The 19,202-nt window shown below is 39.8% G+C and carries 14 protein-coding genes, 2 tRNA genes and 1 pseudogene; 2 read left to right on the top strand and 15 right to left on the bottom strand.

The genetic code is table 11. The features are described 5' to 3' along the window. Positions 1 to 22 precede the first annotated feature (22 nt). The 15 genes and pseudogenes from GD631_RS07620 to prmC all read right to left on the bottom strand — a co-directional run bounded on the left by GD631_RS07620 (position 23) and on the right by prmC (position 16,484). Complete coding sequence (locus tag GD631_RS07620) at positions 23 to 673, bottom strand: virulence RhuM family protein (RefSeq protein ID WP_143257032.1); 651 nt, start codon at positions 671 to 673, stop codon at positions 23 to 25. A 333-nt stretch (positions 674 to 1,006) separates the two neighbouring features. Then, a pseudogene (gene ltrA / locus GD631_RS07615) lies at positions 1,007 to 2,401 on the bottom strand (group II intron reverse transcriptase/maturase); the annotation flags it as partial. Positions 2,402 to 2,975: 574 nt separating this feature from the next. Then, positions 2,976 to 4,115 (bottom strand): DUF1735 and LamG domain-containing protein, encoded by a 1,140-nt coding sequence (locus GD631_RS07610; RefSeq protein WP_143257030.1) that lies wholly within the window; start codon positions 4,113 to 4,115, stop codon positions 2,976 to 2,978. A 32-nt stretch (positions 4,116 to 4,147) separates the two neighbouring features. Next, positions 4,148 to 5,260, bottom strand: a complete 1,113-nt coding sequence (locus GD631_RS07605; protein ID WP_143257029.1) for a glycoside hydrolase family 18 — start codon at positions 5,258 to 5,260, stop codon at positions 4,148 to 4,150. A gap of 34 nt (positions 5,261 to 5,294) precedes the next feature. Then, a complete protein-coding gene (locus GD631_RS07600; RefSeq protein WP_143257028.1) occupies positions 5,295 to 6,935 on the bottom strand; it encodes a SusD/RagB family nutrient-binding outer membrane lipoprotein in 1,641 nt (546 codons plus the stop codon). A gap of 15 nt (positions 6,936 to 6,950) precedes the next feature. Next, positions 6,951 to 10,283 carry a TonB-dependent receptor gene (locus tag GD631_RS07595; protein ID WP_143257027.1) on the bottom strand — a complete coding sequence of 1,111 codons (3,333 nt, stop codon included), beginning with the start codon at positions 10,281 to 10,283 and terminating at the stop codon, positions 6,951 to 6,953. 163 nt (positions 10,284 to 10,446) lie between these two features. Then, entirely contained in the window at positions 10,447 to 11,433 is a 987-nt protein-coding gene (locus tag GD631_RS07590; protein ID WP_143257026.1) for a FecR family protein, read from the bottom strand. A 60-nt stretch (positions 11,434 to 11,493) separates the two neighbouring features. Next, positions 11,494 to 12,045 (bottom strand): RNA polymerase sigma-70 factor, encoded by a 552-nt coding sequence (locus GD631_RS07585; RefSeq protein ID WP_143257025.1) that lies wholly within the window; start codon positions 12,043 to 12,045, stop codon positions 11,494 to 11,496. Positions 12,046 to 12,327: 282 nt separating this feature from the next. Continuing rightward, positions 12,328 to 12,411: transfer RNA gene (locus tag GD631_RS07580), tRNA-Leu, on the bottom strand. Positions 12,412 to 12,427: 16 nt separating this feature from the next. Beyond that, positions 12,428 to 12,500: transfer RNA gene (locus GD631_RS07575), tRNA-Gly, on the bottom strand. A gap of 93 nt (positions 12,501 to 12,593) precedes the next feature. After that, positions 12,594 to 13,934 (bottom strand): argininosuccinate lyase, encoded by a 1,341-nt coding sequence (gene argH / locus GD631_RS07570; RefSeq protein WP_143257024.1) that lies wholly within the window; start codon positions 13,932 to 13,934, stop codon positions 12,594 to 12,596. Positions 13,935 to 13,945: 11 nt separating this feature from the next. Next, entirely contained in the window at positions 13,946 to 14,356 is a 411-nt protein-coding gene (locus GD631_RS07565; RefSeq protein WP_008024483.1) for an SRPBCC family protein, read from the bottom strand. A gap of 95 nt (positions 14,357 to 14,451) precedes the next feature. Then, on the bottom strand, positions 14,452 to 15,090 hold the full coding sequence (pyrE, locus tag GD631_RS07560; RefSeq protein WP_004299787.1) for an orotate phosphoribosyltransferase: 639 nt from the start codon (positions 15,088 to 15,090) through the stop codon (positions 14,452 to 14,454). Between the two features lie 78 nt (positions 15,091 to 15,168). Further along, a complete protein-coding gene (locus tag GD631_RS07555; RefSeq protein ID WP_143257023.1) occupies positions 15,169 to 15,651 on the bottom strand; it encodes a regulatory protein RecX in 483 nt (160 codons plus the stop codon). Continuing rightward, positions 15,648 to 16,484: a peptide chain release factor N(5)-glutamine methyltransferase gene (prmC, locus tag GD631_RS07550; RefSeq protein ID WP_143257022.1), complete on the bottom strand. Its 837-nt coding sequence runs from the start codon at positions 16,482 to 16,484 to the stop codon at positions 15,648 to 15,650. The genes GD631_RS07555 and prmC overlap by 4 nt, the downstream gene beginning before the upstream one ends. Positions 16,485 to 16,520: 36 nt before the next feature. Here prmC and ribD point away from each other — a divergent pair, with 36 nt between their 5' ends. Continuing rightward, positions 16,521 to 17,576, top strand: coding sequence for a bifunctional diaminohydroxyphosphoribosylaminopyrimidine deaminase/5-amino-6-(5-phosphoribosylamino)uracil reductase RibD (gene ribD, locus GD631_RS07545; protein ID WP_143257021.1), 1,056 nt, complete (start codon positions 16,521 to 16,523; stop codon positions 17,574 to 17,576). 142 nt (positions 17,577 to 17,718) lie between these two features. Beyond that, the gene (bamI, locus tag GD631_RS07540; RefSeq protein WP_143257020.1) at positions 17,719 to 19,197 is read left to right on the top strand and encodes a BamI family beta-barrel-assembly machinery protein; all 1,479 of its coding nucleotides are present in this window, start codon (positions 17,719 to 17,721) and stop codon (positions 19,195 to 19,197) included. Positions 19,198 to 19,202 lie beyond the last annotated feature (5 nt).

Here is a 19,202-nt window from a genome sequence, read left to right as displayed (position 1 = left end):
TCATAGATGAATAGAGGTTATCTTATTTAATTTCATCCACAAAGTCTAGTGTATCACCAGTATTAAACTTGTCGAAATCAGACTGAAACAAACAGTCCTGAATGATACGGTATTTCTCAAATTCAGTTTCCGCATAGTCTTTCGCTTGTTCGGTAGAAACTTTTCCTGAATCATTTAAAACCGGGCGGTCATCACTATCCAAGAATTTGTCTATGCGTTTCGCCCAGTTCTCCATTCGTTTTTTATCAATGACATATCCACGAATAGCAAACTGCCGAAGTATATACGTACACCATTGACGGAATTGAGTGGCGCGTACGGAATTGACGCGATAGCCGACTGAAATGATGGCATCAAGACTATAAATAAAAACTTCACGAGAAATATTCCGATTACCTTCTTTTTGAACTATCCGGTTTTTCCGGATAGTTGTATTCTTATCTACTTCTCCTTGCGAATATATATTTTTCAAATGTTCATTAATTGTGCGTATATCAACATCGAACAATATCGACATCGTCTTCTGCGTCAGCCACAAAGTTTCGTCCTGATAAAGCACTTCAATGCCTTCTTCTTTATTCTCTATCTGAAAAATAAGAAATTCAGCCGTACTATTGCGTATTTGCAGTTTCTTGCTTCCGTTATTACTTTCTTCCATATTCATCTTGAACATTTATTTCTTTTATCAGAAACAAATGTACTGAGAACATATCGAACTGCCAAAGATAGTATCTCCTATTTTATAGCTACTTTCGTCTGTAATCTTATGTCATCGGAAGCAGCACCAATCATTACTTGGAAAGTTCCCTAAAAAGATCATAATTACAGTAGAAAGCTTTCTCCGTAATATCTTCGCTTTATGGATTCAACAGATTTTATTCGTATTTTTCCGGTTTACATATTGGTTTACATGAACCGCATAAATTATATGCATAAAAATGAGCCCCCTCTGCTTTTTACGTTGATCCTTAATCAACACTAGAGACAAGATATCCCCATGACAGGTATAATCGAGTAGGCAGTCCATTAGTACCACATAGCCAGCTTTACGCAGCATATCATTAGACATTGCAGAGGTTACCAATCTGCTGTTTGACACACGCCAATAGCCAAGACGCGTGTTTCCCCATTGATAGGCTTGCCAGTCAAGAACACCACATTTCTTTAGGTTAGCCACTCTGGTCTTGACATTCTTCCATGATTTCCAAATATACATGCGTATACGTCGCCTTAACCATTCGTCAGTTTCAATACAGAAACGTTTTATTTGTGCAAGATGAAAGTAGGCAATCCAGCCTCTTATGTAATTCTTGAGTTTCTGTTTCCTAATATCATAACCCCAACCATTACTGCGACTTGTCAACTCTTTGAGTGTTGATTTCATCTTGTTCTTGGATTTGGAGTGCACTGTCAGAAGACATTGTCCTCTCATTACATAAAAGGAGTAGCCCAGGAACTTTACCTCTCTTACATAAGACACAACAGTCTTTTCACGGTTCACTTTAAGGAAGAGTTTACCCTCTATGAACCGAGTTATTGATTCCCTTACACGTTGGGCAGCTCGTTTGGATTTGCAGAATATAATCGCATCATCTGCGTAACGGACAAAGGGAAGCATGCGTCTTTCCAGCTCCTTATCCAGTTCATTGAGCATGATGTTGCTCAACAGAGGACTTAGAGGGCCTCCTTGGGGAGTCCCTTCTGTATTCATCTCGAACAATCCCCGGTTTATTACACCACTGCAAAGATATTTGTGTATTAGACTTATTACCCTTCCATCCTTTATGGTGCGGCTGAGTATTTCTATCAGCTTGCTATGACTTACCGTATCAAAGAAGCATTCAAGATCGAGATCGACTACGTATTTATAGCCTTCATCCACTATCTTTTGCGCTCTCCGAAGGGCATCATGGCAGCCCACTTTGGGACGGAAACCGTAACTTCTCTTGGAAAACTGACGCTCGTATATCGGGGGCAGTACTTGGTTTATGGCTTGTTGCACCAGACGGTCTACCACAGTGGGGATACCTAAAAGGCGTTTCTTGACATTATCCTTTGGAATTTCTACCCTGAGAACAGGGTTGGGACGGTAAGTCCCGGACTGCAAAGAACTTATTAGTTCATCCTTATTGGGGATTAGCCATGGCAACAGTTGCTCACATGACATCTTATCGATACCGCCATTACCGTTGTTTCTGACTACAGCCTTATAGGCTTTATTCAGATTCAAGGGACTGAGGATGGTTTCCAACAGGTGCTCTTTGTCAAATGGTACTTCCACGATGTTGTCTTCAGTCATCCACATGAAAGTCTGCACTCCCCCATTCCATTCGGATTCCGTCCTAGCTCTTTGAGGGCAACCATTAGCTTGAGCTGATGTTTTCTGCATTCTATCCTTCATAAGGTAACTTTCAATTACTATCGTTTAATTATTAGGTTCAGTCCTTCATGGAACGTATCGACTACCCCCACTACTATGACCTCTGCTGACTTCTCACGGTAAGCTTTACTCCATACATTTCGTAAAAAAAAACTATTCTGTACGTCCGTGAGACCTCCTCGGATAAGGGTATTAACTTTCCATCTTATGTCTGCTTCATTTACACCAACCGTTCCGAATAGCTATAGGGCTTTGGTTTCTTTAGCAACCTTACCCACGGTTATATGCCTTATATGAAGTTTCTGTACGTCAGACCAGATGTTTGCCGCCAGCTTCCTTCAGATTCCACCTCACGAGGGACACCATTGCTATTGGCTGTATGATTCCCGCTATTAGGGCTCATTGGGGACTTGCACCCGGTAGCTAATACTCATGCCGAGCATACTAAAAAAACCTGCGAACAAGCATTAGCTTTATTCGCAGGTTTCCTTCTTCTCTTTACCTAAAAACCAGTCCCTGTTTATTCAAGTTCAGCTATTTATTTGCCGATTAACTTATCTGGATATACTGGTATTTCACAAACTTATGTTTGTCACTATTCAATAGCCACCGGAGTATCCAGTGTGGCAATTTTTATACCATTAGTTGTACCATTTATTTTGCCGGTAGAGTCTGTAATGGCTCCTCCTTCTTCAACTTCCGTTCCATTCAACTTATAATAGAGTACCAACCCATCCGATTTCGGATCAACGCCCAGCACATTTTGTTTAAGTTGATTTTCCGTACGAGCTACGTTCCAAACACGAAGTTCACACATTTTACCATACAACGGACGTTCTCCCCATGGGAAACGCGGAATCTTACCGATGTTGAAACCTACATCTGAATTCGGATCAAAACCAGGAATAGCCCAGTCCGATCCAGCCCATTTCGAACCATTGACATAAATAGCCGTTTTTCCCAAAGGTTGGTCATAAGTCAAAGCGATATGATACCAACGTTTCGACTGTAATGCCTCCTTGACTTTATATCCCTGTGTTCCTGCGACTTCCAGAATATCCCTAGGAGTTACCCCTCCTCCTGCGTCACCGATACGAAGGATCATTTTGCCTTCAGTTCCCATAATCGTATTGTTATCGCCAAACCTGTCGATATAAACCAATGCCTCATAAGTGAACGATGAGAAATAAGTTCCGACTGGGAATTTTACTGAAATGTAATTACTATTAAATGTACCGACCTTCGTAATCTTTAGAGGTTTAGAGAGAATGAAATAAGCAATGCTTGTTCCGGGAAGAGTCGATATAGAAGCCGACTGCACACGCACTGGCAAAGCATATGATTTCCCCTCTTCAAGTGCCTCCAGATTAGAGAGTTCCAACTGCACGTTTTCCGCATACAACTTTCCACTTGGAATAATTGAAGTTGCACTACTTAATTTTACATTCGATGCATCGAACATTTCATAGGCCGTTCCATACTGCGTATTGTATTCGTCCAGCACACTTTGATCAGCTATGGTATACGATACATCTACCTGAGAGGAGACCATAGAAGAAAGCCTTGAAGCCAAATCAAACGTCTTTACTTCACTTTCATCTTCTAACGAGAATACATATTCCCTATTTTCAAAATAAAGTTTAGGCTCTAACAAGTTGCTCTCGCTGTTATTGCAAGCACTCATCAGCAATGCCATGCCTCCTAACACCAAATAATTGAATCTATGTTTATTCATAATTCTTTCGTTTTATTGATTTACCAACCCGTCTATTCTGACTTATTTTCTTCTTTGCTTTGGTTTGCTTTCCATTCATTGAAAACCTGCTGATTTATTTGAATGGCTTGACGCATCCACTTGTAGTCGGGAGTATTGTCATAATCGTTATCGAAACGATAAGCCCCTATTCCACCTTTATAACTTTTTGACGGCATATGAGCAGCCTGGTTAAGCAGTTGGCCACCATTGACAGCATATTTTTCGAAATTTTCTGTGCAGATTACTTTCTTAGGATCTACACCATATCCTTCAAGATTAGGTCTGGAAGAACCATAGCTTTGGATAATCCAATAATCGACATACTCATCCAGTTCTTTGGTAAGACCATAGATTTGACCATCAACACAGATCATCTTATGCCCTTTACCTTCCGGGTCACTTTTCGGACCAATGTAGTTATTCATCTCCTTAATTAAATGAATTAAGTGGCTATTCTCACTCAGTGTTCCATCCATGTCAAACACACCGCTTCCGATTTCCCAGTCAACGTCATAGCCATCCCAGTCGTTTGCATCCAGAGAGTCGCAAAGAGCTTTAGCGAACTTTGCTAAACATTCATAATGGTTATCACTATTGAATTTACCTTCAAATCCCCAAAATTCCCAACGAGCTTTCTTTTTCGCTTCTTCCAATTTGGAGTCACTCCAGCCTTCTTCCTCTGCCTGTTTTTCTACAGGGAGATATACTGAGTTCGGAGTCGCCCCTTTACCGATATACGAAAGTAGGCTCACTTGCAATAGCTTTGTACCTTTCACCTTTTGCACAAACTCTTTATCTGCTTTTTGTTCGGGAGTGATATCGTAGCGTCCGGGAGCACCGCTCCACATAGAAACAAAGTCCATACTATCTGGCATGGAGGTCAGATATCCTTTTCGATAAGCTCCGGCAGGAGACCAGTTGGAATACCATCCGAAAGCTACAGGACGTCCATAGTTCCAGGCAGTCGCCTTGTAGGCACGCAGGTTGGCATAATATTCACTATCACCCATCGTATTATTACCTCCGATGTGCTCCATATCTATATTTTCCACTTCAGTACAGGAGGTTGTTACCAGTAAGCCTGTCAGAGAGAAGAGATATACTAATTTTCTTAATGTTTTCATATTCTTCATTTTGTATCAAAATAGTGATTATAGGTTATCGTTTACAGTCCCACCACAAGCGAGTTGAAGATTTATCCTCGCCACCTTGACCGTTATTAAGCAACAGCAAAGCTGCGTTGTAAATAGCCTGTCCATCCTCAGTCTGGTAAAAACTGGTAGGATAAATCATACGGCGTACGCCACTCTCTTTGGTTGCACCTTGACTCGAACCATTATTTACCATTACAGGATTCAATTTTGGATATCCGGTTCTTCTCCACTCTGTCCATGCCTCCTGACCATTAGGGAAAAGCGCAATCCATTTCTGAATTATAATCTTCTCCAATTTCTGCTCTGTGCTACCTTCAAATTTAGCAGTAGCAGTAGAAGGAGCAGGGAAACTACAAGCATAGGAGCCTGTGAATTCATGCTTCACCGGTACTTTATTAGAGTTCATGTAAGTATCCACAGAAGTAGTTACACCATTTTCCTGAAACGACATTTCAATACCTTGTTTATAAAGCTCAGCAGCATTACCAAAATCTGCAGGCCATACCAAAGCCGCTTCGGCACGCAAGAAATAAACTTCGGAAGCACGTAACCAATAAGTCGGAGTGTTACTTTCAATCTTTGGCTTAGAGAATAATTTATAAACATCATTCGGTGCAAAAGTATGTCCGGAAGGTACTGCTTGATATTTCTTACTGTCATAGGCTAGTTGACCTACTGTACTTGCCGCATCTACAGGCTTGAAATAAGCGCCTAAACGAGGGTCGGCATATCCCATTAAGTAAGAGAATATAGATGATCCCATACGTGACTCCTCGTACGTTTCAGACAACCATTCAATGTTATTACGGAAAGTAATGCCGGCACCCACACTCATCTGTGCTTCATCATCCCTTGCAGTCATTACACCTATAGAATGTCCGACAGCCTGGATGGCATACTTCTTTGCCATTTCTTCATCAGCAAAGCGAACGCGTATTGCCAAACGAAGCATCAATGAATTGGCGTATTTCACCCATTTCTTAGTATCACCTGCATAAACTACATCGTATTCTTCCATTACTTTTACACCGTTCACAGCTTTTTCTGTCAATACGTCAATAGCATCGGTCAAGTCTTGAAACATAGCAGTATATACGGCTTTTTCCGAATCGAAAGGTATATTCATAGTTGGATCGGCAGCATGGGTGTAGGGTATTGGTCCGAAACACTCTAATGTTTTGTGCCAAGCCGAAATTTTCAAAACTTGTGCCAGCGCATAGATCTCAGGAGCATCATTCTTCTCTGAAAATACTTTCAATTTTTTCCAAGAATTAAAGGCATTGGTATACGAACGTGTATAAGTACCCGCAATCCAACTGTCAATTAAAAAATAGGTGGTATTGTTACGACCTGAATTCCAACCGGTAGAGTTATTCTGCCCGAAGAAACCACTCCAACAATCGGCCGAAAGATGATAATCTGTCTGATATTGATTAATAATGTCTGTATCATCGGCTTGTGTACCCACCGGGAAGACAGTTTGTTCCATAGCCGTAACCAAACCGCCCACAGCGAAACCATCCATTAGTCCCTCTTCTTCAGTCATTTCAAACGGATTGGTATTGATTCTTTCATAATCACATGCCGTCAAAAATGACAAGAGGCATATACCTGCTAAGAGTTTATATTGATTTATCTTTTTCATAATAAAGTTGGTTTATTATAATTTAAATTTAATGCCAAAACCAAAGCTACGTACACTTGGCTGCATAAAGTAGTCGTTACCTTGTCCATAAGTACTTGTTGAAGGTGTTAGTTCGGGGTCAAACGGAGCTTCACAATATAACATCCAAGGATTGTTTGCGATGAACGAAACCGTAACATCTCTCAGCACATTACCAAACCATTTATTAGGCATGGTGTAGCTAAGCGACAACTCTTGCAAACGAATATTGGTAGCACTGTACACATAATAACCGGAGGTTTCATAGTTTCCTGTACCAATCATTTGATAATAAGCCTTCGCGTCTACTCTACCTTGATTTTTTATCAAAGCGCCCCCGGCATCCCGTGCTTCAGCCGAACGTTTGGAAACCCCAAAACGGTCAAGTAAAGCTTCGGTAGAAGAAGTCACTACACCACCAAAGCGTCCGTTAACCAGGAAGTTTAGACCAAAACCTTTGTATGACAATGCATTGCTCCAACCGAGATTGAAATCAGGAGAAGTTTTGCCCAAGTAGACAGGTTCACCTCTTTCCATACCAAATTTACCATCACTTTCTACTGCCACAAATCCTTGACTGTCTTTCTTAAAGAATGTATTGGCATAAATATCATGGATGCTACCGCCTACTTTCAAAATCGTACGCCCTTTGTCTTTCACTACTTCGGGAATATTAATCGGTGAAGTTCCCTCCAGACCTGTCTCATAATTAGTTACCATTTCTTTGATTTTGTTGACATTGCGTGAGAAAATCAAAGTAGAAGAGAAAGACAATCCGTTTTTAAGCTTATCATTATATCCCAACGAAGCTTCCCAACCGCGGTTCTCTACATCACCTGCCTGCAAATAGATTTGCTTGTATCCGGTATACTCGGGAAGTTCGCCCAAGAATGTTTGGTTCTCCGTATTAGAATGATAATAAGTAACTTCCGCACTCAACTTATTCCACAGACGCAAAGTCAAACCAAATTCATATGATTTGGTACGTTCTGCCTTGAAATCGGTGAAAGGATAGATATAGGTAGGATTCAAAAGACCACCCACAAGCGGATCAGTCACCGTACCCGGAGTCAAACCCGAACGAGATATCGGAGCACCTACTCCGGTGACAGAACCACGTACTTTTAAGTAAGAGATAACTTTAGGTAGTTTTACCATTTCAGAAACAATGGCTGATAGTCCTACAGAAGGATAGAAGAAAGATTCTTCGTTGGTATTTACCAAACGAGAATTCCATTCATTACGGCCGGTCAAAGTCAAATAGAGCATGCTTTTCCAACCCAATTCTACGTTGGCAAAGATGGCATGATTACGCATACTGTCACCGCCTCCTTTTTCGGAGATACGTCCATTCTTTGTATCAATATTAGTCGTGGTAAATTTATTGGGGAGCTTAAGTAATGCACCCTTGTATCCCCTTTCCAAAGCCCAATAATTAGAATAACTCCAACCAAGGTTGGCAGCAAGACTGAAATCCTGAATGCGTTTGTTGATATTCAGCATAAAGTCAGCATATTCCTGACGGTCATTATAATTAGTATATCCATAGTGCCCTTTGGTACCTTCTGCAAACTTCTGATCGGAAGAAGCGTAAATCTTACGTTCAAAACTCACATAGGTATCATCCATTCTGAAACGACCTGCCACATTCAACCAATCGGTTATTTTATAAGTCAAGCCCACATTAAACATGTAACGACTCTTTTCATTGGTAGCTACATTGCGATAAGCTGTCCAATAAGGATTTTGAGAAGCATACGTAGACTCACCTACAGGCCAATATTGCACTGGCAAATTACGGCTTTCATTGTAGCGTTCAAAATTCTTTATGTCCTCAAAGTTCTCACCACGTGGAAACAAATAAGCAGCCATCACCGGATTCCAATACTGACCTTGCGAAACCATATTCTTATCTTTTTGCTTCACATACGATGCTCCCAAATCTAGTTGTAACTTATCGTCCAGAAATGTAGAAGTGTTACGAATAGTGAAGTTTAAACGGTCGTATGTGTTATTAGGCACGATGCCATTGGAATTGGTGGATGAAATAGAAGCAAATGTCTGATTCTGCTTAGTTCCCGTAGTCAACGTAAGTGAATTAATGAAATTCGTACCTGTATTGAAGAAATCATGCTTAGGGTCGTAACTTGACGGAGTTGGCAGTTTCTCTCCCCAACTTTCATACATATCTTTCTTGTTTCCATATGTATTTTGAAATTCCGGAGTCATGTACGCTTTGCTAAACTCAGTAGAAGAGGAAAACTGAATAGATAGTTTACCCTCTTTACCTTTTTTGGTTGTTATCAGGATGACACCGTTTGCCGCACTACTACCATACAACGCAGCGGCTGAAGGACCACTCAACACAGAAATACTTTCAATGTCTTCCGGGTTGAAGTCCGCAACGCCTTCTGTACCAGCTTTACCTTCGCCCATAATACCACTGTCTGTACTTCCCATATTGGTGTTGAACAAAGGAATACCATCTACCACATATAAAGCATTGTTATCCCCTTCGATAGATTTTGCCCCACGCATCACAACGCGCGTTGCACCACCGGCACCACTCGCACTCTTATTTATGGTCACACCAGCGATCTTACCATTTAATGAATTCACAAAGTTTGCATCTTTCACAGTAGTCAGTTCGTCACTCTTAATCTGCTGTACATTATAAGACAATGCTTTTTCTGCACGTTTGATACCTAATGCCGTCACCACAACCTCTTCCAGAACCTCTGTATCCTGTTTCATTACAACCTGATAGAAATCTTTTTTTGAAACTGGGATAACCTGAGTGGCATATCCTATATAAGATACTTTAAATTGAGAGTTATCCGGTGCCTTGATGGAGAAGTTTCCGTCAAGATCAGTAATTGTACCAGTAGAACTACCATCTACAGCTATATTCACCCCAATCAACGGTTCCCCTTTTTCATCGGTTACTTTTCCTTTAATGTCTTTCATAGTCTGTACAACAGCAACTGGTTTCTTTTCTGTAATTATAATGTAATTACCTTGAATCTGATAAGCGAAACCTGTTCCTTTTAAGATTGCATCAAGGGCTGTCGGCAACGATGCATTTTGCAGATTAAGATTTACAATTTGCTTTCCCTTCAGTTCGGAATTACTATAGTTAATCGACATTTTTGACTGTTTTTCCACAGTTTTCAAGGCATCAATCACAGAGATGTTTTTTTGCTGGATAGTAATTTTACTATCGTTTTGAGCAAAAGCTTGGGTCTGTATAAGTAATAATAGACTTAAAAAAGTGAGAAAGACCCGCTTATGAGCTATTTGTTCTGCTATTTTTTCGTAAATTTGTAGCATCTTTTTAGTATTAGTTAATTGGTTATTATTCTGGGATCATTTAGAATAGCGTCAATATGCGCTAATATTGAAGAGAATTGATTTCACATCCGGAAGGAACGGGCATTCCTTCCGGATACTTTTTCACATAGCATTTTATTTTTAATAGGTTTTACAACAGGTTTTATTTCTTATTAGTTACATAGCATTTATTTCCTTCAAGTACATAATTTACATCTCCTACCACCTGTGATATAATTTCCATCACTTCTTCCATAGTTGCCTGATTTCGGAAGCGGAAACTATATGTGTTCTTCTTCATACTATGAAGACTATATACAAAAGCATAAGGGAATTTTCGTTCGAGATTAGTGAAAATATCCTCTAAATGCATATTGCTAAAGACCAGTTCACCACGTTGCCATGCCGTCACATCACTAATCTCCGGCAATCGCAAATTATGTTGTTTGGTCTGTTTATTATATATCAATTGCTCGTTGGGGTTCAATATGACATTCGACATCAAATTATTAAATTCTACTTTCACACGACCTTCCAGCAATGTGGCAATCAGTTCATTACTTTCGGGGTAAGCATTTACATTAAACTCGGTTCCTAAAGCTGTAATTTGATAATCATTCGCTTTTACAATAAAAGGATGTTTCTTGTCCGGTTTCACTTTGAAATTAGCTTCGCCAATCAAATACACACTTCTGGTTTCTCCTGTAAATTGATCCGGGTATAATAATGTACTTTTTGAATTTAACATAACATGCGTACCATCCGGCAATGTAAGTTCACGAATTTCTGCTGTCGGTATAAAACATTCAACTAAATCTTTTTCCGGCCGATCCTTTTCCAACATTAGATAAATAGAAACGGATGAGACTGCTAACAAGAAAATAGCCGCTGCTCTCCATATAAGCAACTGATAATTTCTATGAGAAGTTTCAGACTGTATTCCCAAATTCTGTTGCATCCGGCGTATTGATTGTTGCATTCCATCAGGAATTCTTTGTTCCCCGGCTTGTTTCCATAGCTCACGAAGAGCCTCATTCTTTTCATCAACATGATCCTCGTCAGCCAACCACTGTTGTACTTTCTTCTGTGTTCCGGCTGAATAACTATTATGACCGAACAATTCTACGAGTTGCTGAATATAATTTTTCATGAATCTTTTTCTTTCTTTTTTGGCTTTATATACTAAATACAACTACCATACACACACTACTTAAAAATATTGGAGAAAAAAAATAAAAAAGAGAAGTACTTTCTTTAATTCTATCAATGCCAAGTAAACCTGATGCTCTATTGTACGAATGGAAACATCAAGTTTATCAGCTATTTCTTTATGACTTAATCCCCTGAAACGACTAAGTTCGAATATCAACCTCCGACGCTTCGGCATTTTCTCCAGGGTGAGCTGAATAATCATCAACATCTCCTTATAATACACGTTATTCAAGATCTCTTCCTTTTCTGTTAATTCATAAAGAAGAGTCTTCTCTATAACTTCCGACTGATATTCCTGTTCTACCTGTTGATGTTTAAAGATATTCAGAACTATATTTCTAGTCATTATAAAAATATAATTGTCTAGTTCTTTATCATTATCCAGCCACAACTCAGGCTGCAACCAGAGCTTACAGAAAACATCTTGAGCCACATCTTCTGCATCCGCTTCCGATTTTAGCAGCATTTGAGCAAAGTTCTTTACCTTCGGAAAATTCACAGTGAAAAACCTCTGAAACTTTAATTCAATCTGCCTGTCATTATTCTCCATCTCTCTAGTATTTTTCAGTGTTAGCGGTTAAATCAAATATTACATATATTTAGGTCAAAGGAATGATTCAATATAATATTAAACATCAAATTATAATCTAAAAGCAAAATAAAAGATTAATAACACAATAAAAAAATATTATAACTCTTTTTTGGTTTATTTCTTCCAAGCAGCTATCATATAGAGCTTTCCAGAAAATAAATAAAATGTATATTATACACCCATAAAAACAAAAAAAGCTTCATGAATCAATGATTCATAAAGCCTTATAAAGAATACTCGTACTCGAAGCGGGACTTGAACCCGCACAGCCGCAATGGCCAAAGGATTTTAAGTCCTTCGTGTCTACCATTCCACCATTCGAGCATCCTTTCAAAGAAAGAGCGGAAAACGAGACTCGAACTCGCGACCCTAACCTTGGCAAGGTTATGCTCTACCAACTGAGCTATTTCCGCGTTTTTTCAACGGGTGCAAAGATAAGTAGTTTACTTGTTTCTGCCAAATCTTTTCGGAGGAAAGTTTAAAAAACTATCCTCCGAAAGTTTATTTTATCTTCCAAGCAGTGCTTTCTCCGCTTTCTCCATTCCACAAAAGTTGAATCCATCAATCACTTGCTGCATCAATGCGGAGATTTCTGCATTACAAAGGTTACCGATACTACCTTCATGAGTATGGTGTACTTCTTTAGTATGCGAAAATTTACCTGCTTCAATATCCAAGCCTACCTTTTTATATGCATCACGGAAAGGCATACCTTCGCGCGCCAAACGATTTACCTCTTCCACACTAAAAATAAGAAGGTATTTATCATCATCAAGAATATGTTCATTTACCTTTATTTCATTCATGATATAGGTTGTCATCTGCAAACAGTCTTTCAATTCCTGAAAAGCAGGAAGGAAAACTTCTTTGATAATCTGCAAATCACGGAAATAGCCGGAAGGCAGATTGTTCGCAATCATCATAATCTGTTGGGGAAGCGATTGCAATTTATTGCATTTAGCACGTGTCAGTTCAAACACATCGGGATTTTTTTTATGAGGCATAATGCTGGACCCTGTGGTGCAGTCATCGGGCAACTTGACGAAACCGAAGTTTTGACTGTTAAACATACAGGCGTCAAAAGCTAATTTGGAGATTGTTCCGGCAATCGTAGCCAATGCAAAAGCGACATTGCGCTCCATCTTCCCACGCCCCATTTGAGCATATACAACATTGTAATTCATTGAGTCAAAGCCTAATAAATCAGTCGTCATGGTACGGTTCAAAGGAAAAGACGAACCATATCCGGCTGCCGAACCTAATGGATTACGATTGCACATCTTAAATGCTGCTTGTAAAAACAGCATATCGTCCATAAGACTCTCAGCGTAGGCACCAAACCACAAACCAAAAGAAGAAGGCATTGCAATCTGCAGGTGTGTATATCCCGGCATCAAAACGTTTTTATATCGTTCGCTCTGACGGATCAAGACATGGAATAGTTGCTCTACCGCTTCGGCAACCTCTTTTATTTGTGTACGGGTAAAAAGCTTCAAGTCCAACAGAACCTGATCATTTCTGGAACGGCCACTATGTATTTTCTTTCCGATATCACCCAAACGGCGGGTCAACATCAGTTCTACCTGTGAATGTACATCTTCTACCCCGTCTTCTATCACAAATTCACCTTTTTCAGCCGAGGCATAAATACTCTTCAATTCCACCAGCAACTGGTCCAGTTCTTCTTTCGTCAACAACCCAATGCTTTCAAGCATCGTAATGTGAGCCATAGAGCCAAGCACATCATGCTTGACCAAATAAAGATCCATCTCACGATCACGACCTACCGTGAAACGTTCGATATCCTTATTTACCTGTACGGACTTCTCCCAAAGTTTCTGTGCCATAAAAAATAAGATTAATATTCAATAACTGCCAGCATATCAACCATCTTCTCCAAACCTTCCTGGAGAGGTTTCTGCACCATTGCTTTCATAAATGGATTAAGGTCCATTCCGATAGTTACCTTCACTTTACACTCTTCTTCTGCAGTTTCAACCAATTGAATCCACATATTAAAAGGAAGAGGAGAGTTAGTTGTTGCCAATTTTATACACTTACAAGGATCGCGCTCTACAATTTGCAAAGTCAATTGTCCAATAGGAGAAACACTAAAACTCAACGTGTCCGAATCAAAACTCAAATCCTGCACCTTATCTTTTGGCAAACGGTCTTTGACTGCTTCCAGATTACTTAAATCCGAAAGTTTATTATATACGCGCTCCTGACTGTAAGGTATTACCTTGACACTACTCTCAAAATTACTCATAATTTTCTATTAGTATAAAACAAAAAAAGAACAATCCGGCCAAATATTGTCCGAACAGTTCTTTTTACCGAATATGTTTGATCAAAAAATGAATCTTATTTTCCAGCATCCCAATGAGCAGGGTCTTTACGCCATTCGTTCAATGTCTGTATGTCTTCTTCTTCGATATAACCTGTACGAAGAGCAACATCAAGCACTGCTTCATAATTGGTCAACGTTACCAAAGTCACCTTTGCATTTTTGAATGCCTCTTCTGCTACCGGGAATCCATACGTATAAGCTGCAACCATACCGATTACTTCGCAACCATCGCGACGAATTGCTTCAACAGCCTTCAAACTACTACCACCTGTAGAAATCAAATCCTCTACGACTACGACTTTCATACCCGGACGAAGTTCACCTTCAATCAGGTTTTCCAATCCATGATCTTTGGGGGTAGAACGAACATACACGAACGGCAGATTCAATGCATCAGCTACTAAAGCTCCCTGCGGAATAGCGCCTGTAGCTACACCAGCAATCGCATCCACCTGTCCGAATCGTTCCAATATCAGACGTGTAATTTCAATCTTCACAAAATTACGAAGAGAAGGATAGGACAGAGTTTTACGGTTGTCACAGTAAAAGGGGGATTTCCATCCAGAAGCCCATGTAAAAGGGTTAGCGGGTTGAAGTTTAATAGCTTTAATCTTCAACAGTTTCTCCGCAAATAGTCTCTCTAAGTTTTTCATAACTAAACTAACTATTAATTATTTGCCGCAAAAGTACAGAAATTGAACGAGAATAAAAAGAAGAATCCGTTTATTTTTTCAGTCAATTTGTTCCTCTTCATCAGGAACGTCGATACAACGCTTAATATCTTTCAGTTCAAAGCCACGACTCATAGCGAATCGCATCAGCTTTCCATTCAATTCATAATCGTCTGCTGCATGGATACTTTTCCGTTTGGAAGCCAGCAGATCACGCAGAATAGAAAGGTATTCTTCTTCATCAATTTCATTCAAATAACGCCATGCCACATCAGATGGGATCTTCTTCATATAAAGTTCCTGGGCTATTTTCATTTTTCCCCATTTGGCAAAGCGGAACTTGTCATTCACAAAAGCTCTGCAGAAACGTTCATCATCGATAAACTTCTCTGATTCCAGTCGGTCAAGAATACGCGCAATGGTATCATAGGCTATTCCCCAACGTTGTAACTTCTCATTTATTTCTGCCCGGCAATGCTCGGCAGTGGAGCAGTAAGAGGCTACGCGATTTAAAGCCTCTTCATCAGTTAATTGTGCACTCATCGGTTAGCTGTAACTATTCTATCTTTTCCAAATATGTCTCTTATAACACGAACATCACGATATTGGTTCATTTCAAGTATGTGTGCTGTTTCCCGGCCATAGGCCTGGTTGATTTCAAAATAAAGTTTCCCACCCGGCAAGAGTAATTCACTTCCCAGACGGGCTATGCGATTATAAAACCGTAAAGGGTCCTCGTCAGGAACAAACAGGGCCAGTCCCGGTTCCCAATCAAGGACATTAGCGTCCATTTCGTTCTTTTCCGTTTCGGTCACATAAGGCGGATTGCTGACAATAACATCGAAAGACGGTGTCTTTTCCCAATCATCGGCCAGAACATCTCTTTGTAGAAATCTCACCCCGGCTTCCAAGACGTCATTGTTTTCACGGGCAACAACCAATGCTTCTTCCGAAATATCCCAAGCTTCTACTTCTGCATCCGGAAGTTTTTTATCCAAAGAGATCGCAATACATCCGCTTCCCGTACCTATATCTAATAGACGACGGGCATTCGGATTCTCCTCCACTATTAGCTCCACAAGTTCCGCAGTCTCCGGTCGGGGAATCAGTACGCCGGAAGCAACCTTAAAATTCCTTCCACAAAACTCCGCAAAACCTCGAATGTACTGTATAGGCTCATTTTTCTGTAAACGGAATATAATGTTTTCTAATTCACGCTGTTTGCATTCGGATAAAATTATATCTTTGCCCATGTAAATATCGAGCGCATCTAAACCTAACATGTCGCAACAAATCAGCATCGAAAGGGCTTTTACCTCTTCCGGTGGATAGATTTCCTGCAAAGATTGGCGAATGTAAGCGGTGATACGATTCATATTTTCACAATTTCGAAGTGCAAAAGTAAGAATAATATGGCGAAGAGCACCAAAATGGAAGAAGAAAAATACATGAGGCGTTGCATTGAGCTTGCAAAGAATGGGTTATGCAATGTGCCTCCAAACCCGATGGTAGGGGCTGTTATCGTATGTGACGGGCGTATTATCGGTGAAGGTTATCACATTCGCTGCGGCGAGGCGCATGCGGAGGTTAACGCAATCCGTTCTGTCAAAGATGAGTCATTATTGAAACATTCTACAATTTATGTCAGTCTGGAGCCTTGCTCCCACTATGGAAAAACGCCTCCTTGTGCCGATCTTATTATAGAAAAGCAGATTCCCCGCATTGTTATCGGTTGTCAAGACCCTTTTTCAGAAGTAGCCGGACGGGGAATCCAGAAATTACGGGATGCCGGACGGGAAGTGACAGTCGGTGTATTAGAGGAAGAATGTAAATCGCTGATTCGTCGTTTTATCATTTTTAATACACTTCACCGTCCTTTCATCACACTGAAATGGGCAGAATCCGCCGATCACTTTATTGATATAGAACGTACAGACGGAAAACCGGTAGTCCTCTCCTCTCCTCTTACTTCCATGCTAGTGCATAAAAAAAGAGCGGAGGCGGATGCGATTATGGTAGGCAGGCGAACTGCTTTATTGGATAATCCGTCACTTACGGTACGCAACTGGTATGGACATAACCCGATACGCATTGTATTAGACCGCACATTATCTCTTCCAAATGATTTACATATTTTCGATGGTAACGTGCCTACATTAATCTTTACTGAAAAACAACAGCTAGAAAAAAAGAACATCACATATATTACCATTAACTTTAACCATAACCCACTGAAACAGATCATGGAAGCATTGTATCAACGAAAAATACAATCATTATTGGTGGAAGGAGGCAGGCAATTGCTGCAATCATTCATTGATAATGAGCTATGGGATGAAGCCTATATCGAAAAGTGCCCCAACCGGTTACATTCCGGTGTTAAAGCACCTCAAATGGACGATAATTTTAGTTATTCGATAGAAGAACACTTCGAAAGACAAATTTGGCATCATGTTCGTCGAATATAGCTAAGATAGTTCTATTCAGGGGGTTTTATGTCGATAAAAACAGTGTTATTATCTATAATTTTATATAAAACTTACCTGTAATGTTCATTATCGGAAAAAATGTTTCTATTTTTGCAACTTGTAAATAAACACAATCTTTCAAATGAAAATAAAGTTTTTATCATTCATTGCGAGTTTTTTCATGGTGTCATTTGTTATAACGTCATGTCTTGATGACGATAATAACATCGAATATAGCCCGGATGCAACTATACATGCGTTTGCACTTGACACAGCAGGCCTTGGGAGTTATAAATTCACAATTGACCAATTATCACGTGAAATCTATAACGAAGACTCTCTTCCTGTTCATGCCGATACCATCATTGACAAGATTTTAATCAAAACATTAACAACGGCATCAGGCGTCGTTACAATGAAAGACAAAAGCGGTAACGATTCTGTCATAAACATCAATGATTCTATCGATCTTCGGGAGCCACTTACTATAAAGGTATGGTCGACAGAAGCCTTAGCAGGTATATCTCCTAATCAAACTAAGGAATATACCATTAAGGTAAATGTGCATCAGTATGATCCGGATTCGTTAAGATGGGATTACTGTGGAAACATTAATGATGACAAACTCACAGGAGAGCAAAAAACTGTAGTTTTAGAGAATGACATTTTGACTTATTCTATTTCTAATGGTAGCCTCACTGTATACCGTGCACAAATAGGTAACACAATGAATTGGAGCTCAAGTGTTGTGAGTGACAGCAAATCTAAATTTGACGACAAACTCCCTTCTTCAATTTTATCATATAAGAAGAAACTATATGCAACATCTGCAACAGAAGATGGAAAGGTATATGAGTCCACAGACGGAACAACATGGTCAGAGTCAGATTTATTTAGTGGCAATCACGTCAATTTGCTTCTGGCACCACTAAGTAATAAAATAACATATATCAAGACTGATGACGGCAAGAGAGTATTTGATTCAACCGCTGAAATCGCATCTATAGCAGAGACAGAAAAGAAGCTTCAAGAAGTACCGGATGACTTCCCGATTGGCAATATTTCCTACACTACCTATACAACAGCTACTAACAAGGAAGGAATCATGTTGATTGGTAAATATAAAAAGCAACCAACTGTTGGAGAAACCGAAACGATTGTACCTTGGGCATATATGGGAGAGATATGGATTTCGCTACCGCCCAATAATGTAGATACAAGTTGTCCTGCATTGACCAACCCTTCCATTATATATTATAACAATAAGTTCTATATTTTCGGAGAGGAATTTGAATCATTCTATGTTTCTGAAGCAGGTATTGCATGGAAAAAGGCAAATAAGAAATTTTATCTACCTTATCAGGATTGGAGTGAGTCTGGCTTTAAACCAAGTCCGGAAAAGCCGGAATTCAGGGGTAGAGCAAGCTATTCAACTGTAGTAAATGAAGGCAATAATAGCATCTATATTCTTTTCAGTGCAGGCAATGCTAGTTTTGATGAAGAAGTAGAAGATGACGATAGTACACGAGCTACGAACCACCATACTTATTCTTATAAATCAGAGGTATGGCGTGGTCGTCTTAATCAACTATGGTTTGATTTGGCAAAAGCCGGGAAATAAAAACG

The sequence above is a fragment of the Bacteroides luhongzhouii genome (assembly GCF_009193295.2).
GTDB lineage: Bacteria > Bacteroidota > Bacteroidia > Bacteroidales > Bacteroidaceae > Bacteroides > Bacteroides luhongzhouii.
The sequence above is the reverse complement of the archived record's forward strand: the minus strand, read 5'-3'. Positions and strand labels throughout refer to the sequence as shown.

Bases quoted from the DNA above. Each gene is read 5' to 3' on its own strand.
- GD631_RS07590 (WP_143257026.1), bottom strand. From the start codon at position 11,433: ATGAAAAATTATATTCAGCAACTCGTAGAATTGTTCGGTCATAATAGT.
- GD631_RS07555 (WP_143257023.1), bottom strand. From the start codon at position 15,651: ATGAGTGCACAATTAACTGATGAAGAGGCTTTAAATCGCGTAGCCTCT.
- GD631_RS07600 (WP_143257028.1), bottom strand. From the start codon at position 6,935: ATGAAAAAGATAAATCAATATAAACTCTTAGCAGGTATATGCCTCTTG.
- GD631_RS07595 (WP_143257027.1), bottom strand. From the start codon at position 10,283: ATGCTACAAATTTACGAAAAAATAGCAGAACAAATAGCTCATAAGCGG.
- GD631_RS07620 (WP_143257032.1), bottom strand. From the start codon at position 673: ATGTTCAAGATGAATATGGAAGAAAGTAATAACGGAAGCAAGAAACTG.
- argH (WP_143257024.1), bottom strand. From the start codon at position 13,934: ATGGCACAGAAACTTTGGGAGAAGTCCGTACAGGTAAATAAGGATATC.
- prmC (WP_143257022.1), bottom strand. From the start codon at position 16,484: ATGAATCGTATCACCGCTTACATTCGCCAATCTTTGCAGGAAATCTAT.
- pyrE (WP_004299787.1), bottom strand. From the start codon at position 15,090: ATGAAAAACTTAGAGAGACTATTTGCGGAGAAACTGTTGAAGATTAAA.
- GD631_RS07585 (WP_143257025.1), bottom strand. From the start codon at position 12,045: ATGGAGAATAATGACAGGCAGATTGAATTAAAGTTTCAGAGGTTTTTC.
- GD631_RS07610 (WP_143257030.1), bottom strand. From the start codon at position 4,115: ATGAATAAACATAGATTCAATTATTTGGTGTTAGGAGGCATGGCATTG.
- GD631_RS07605 (WP_143257029.1), bottom strand. From the start codon at position 5,260: ATGAAAACATTAAGAAAATTAGTATATCTCTTCTCTCTGACAGGCTTA.
- bamI (WP_143257020.1), top strand. From the start codon at position 17,719: ATGAAAATAAAGTTTTTATCATTCATTGCGAGTTTTTTCATGGTGTCA.
- GD631_RS07565 (WP_008024483.1), bottom strand. From the start codon at position 14,356: ATGAGTAATTTTGAGAGTAGTGTCAAGGTAATACCTTACAGTCAGGAG.
- ribD (WP_143257021.1), top strand. From the start codon at position 16,521: ATGGCGAAGAGCACCAAAATGGAAGAAGAAAAATACATGAGGCGTTGC.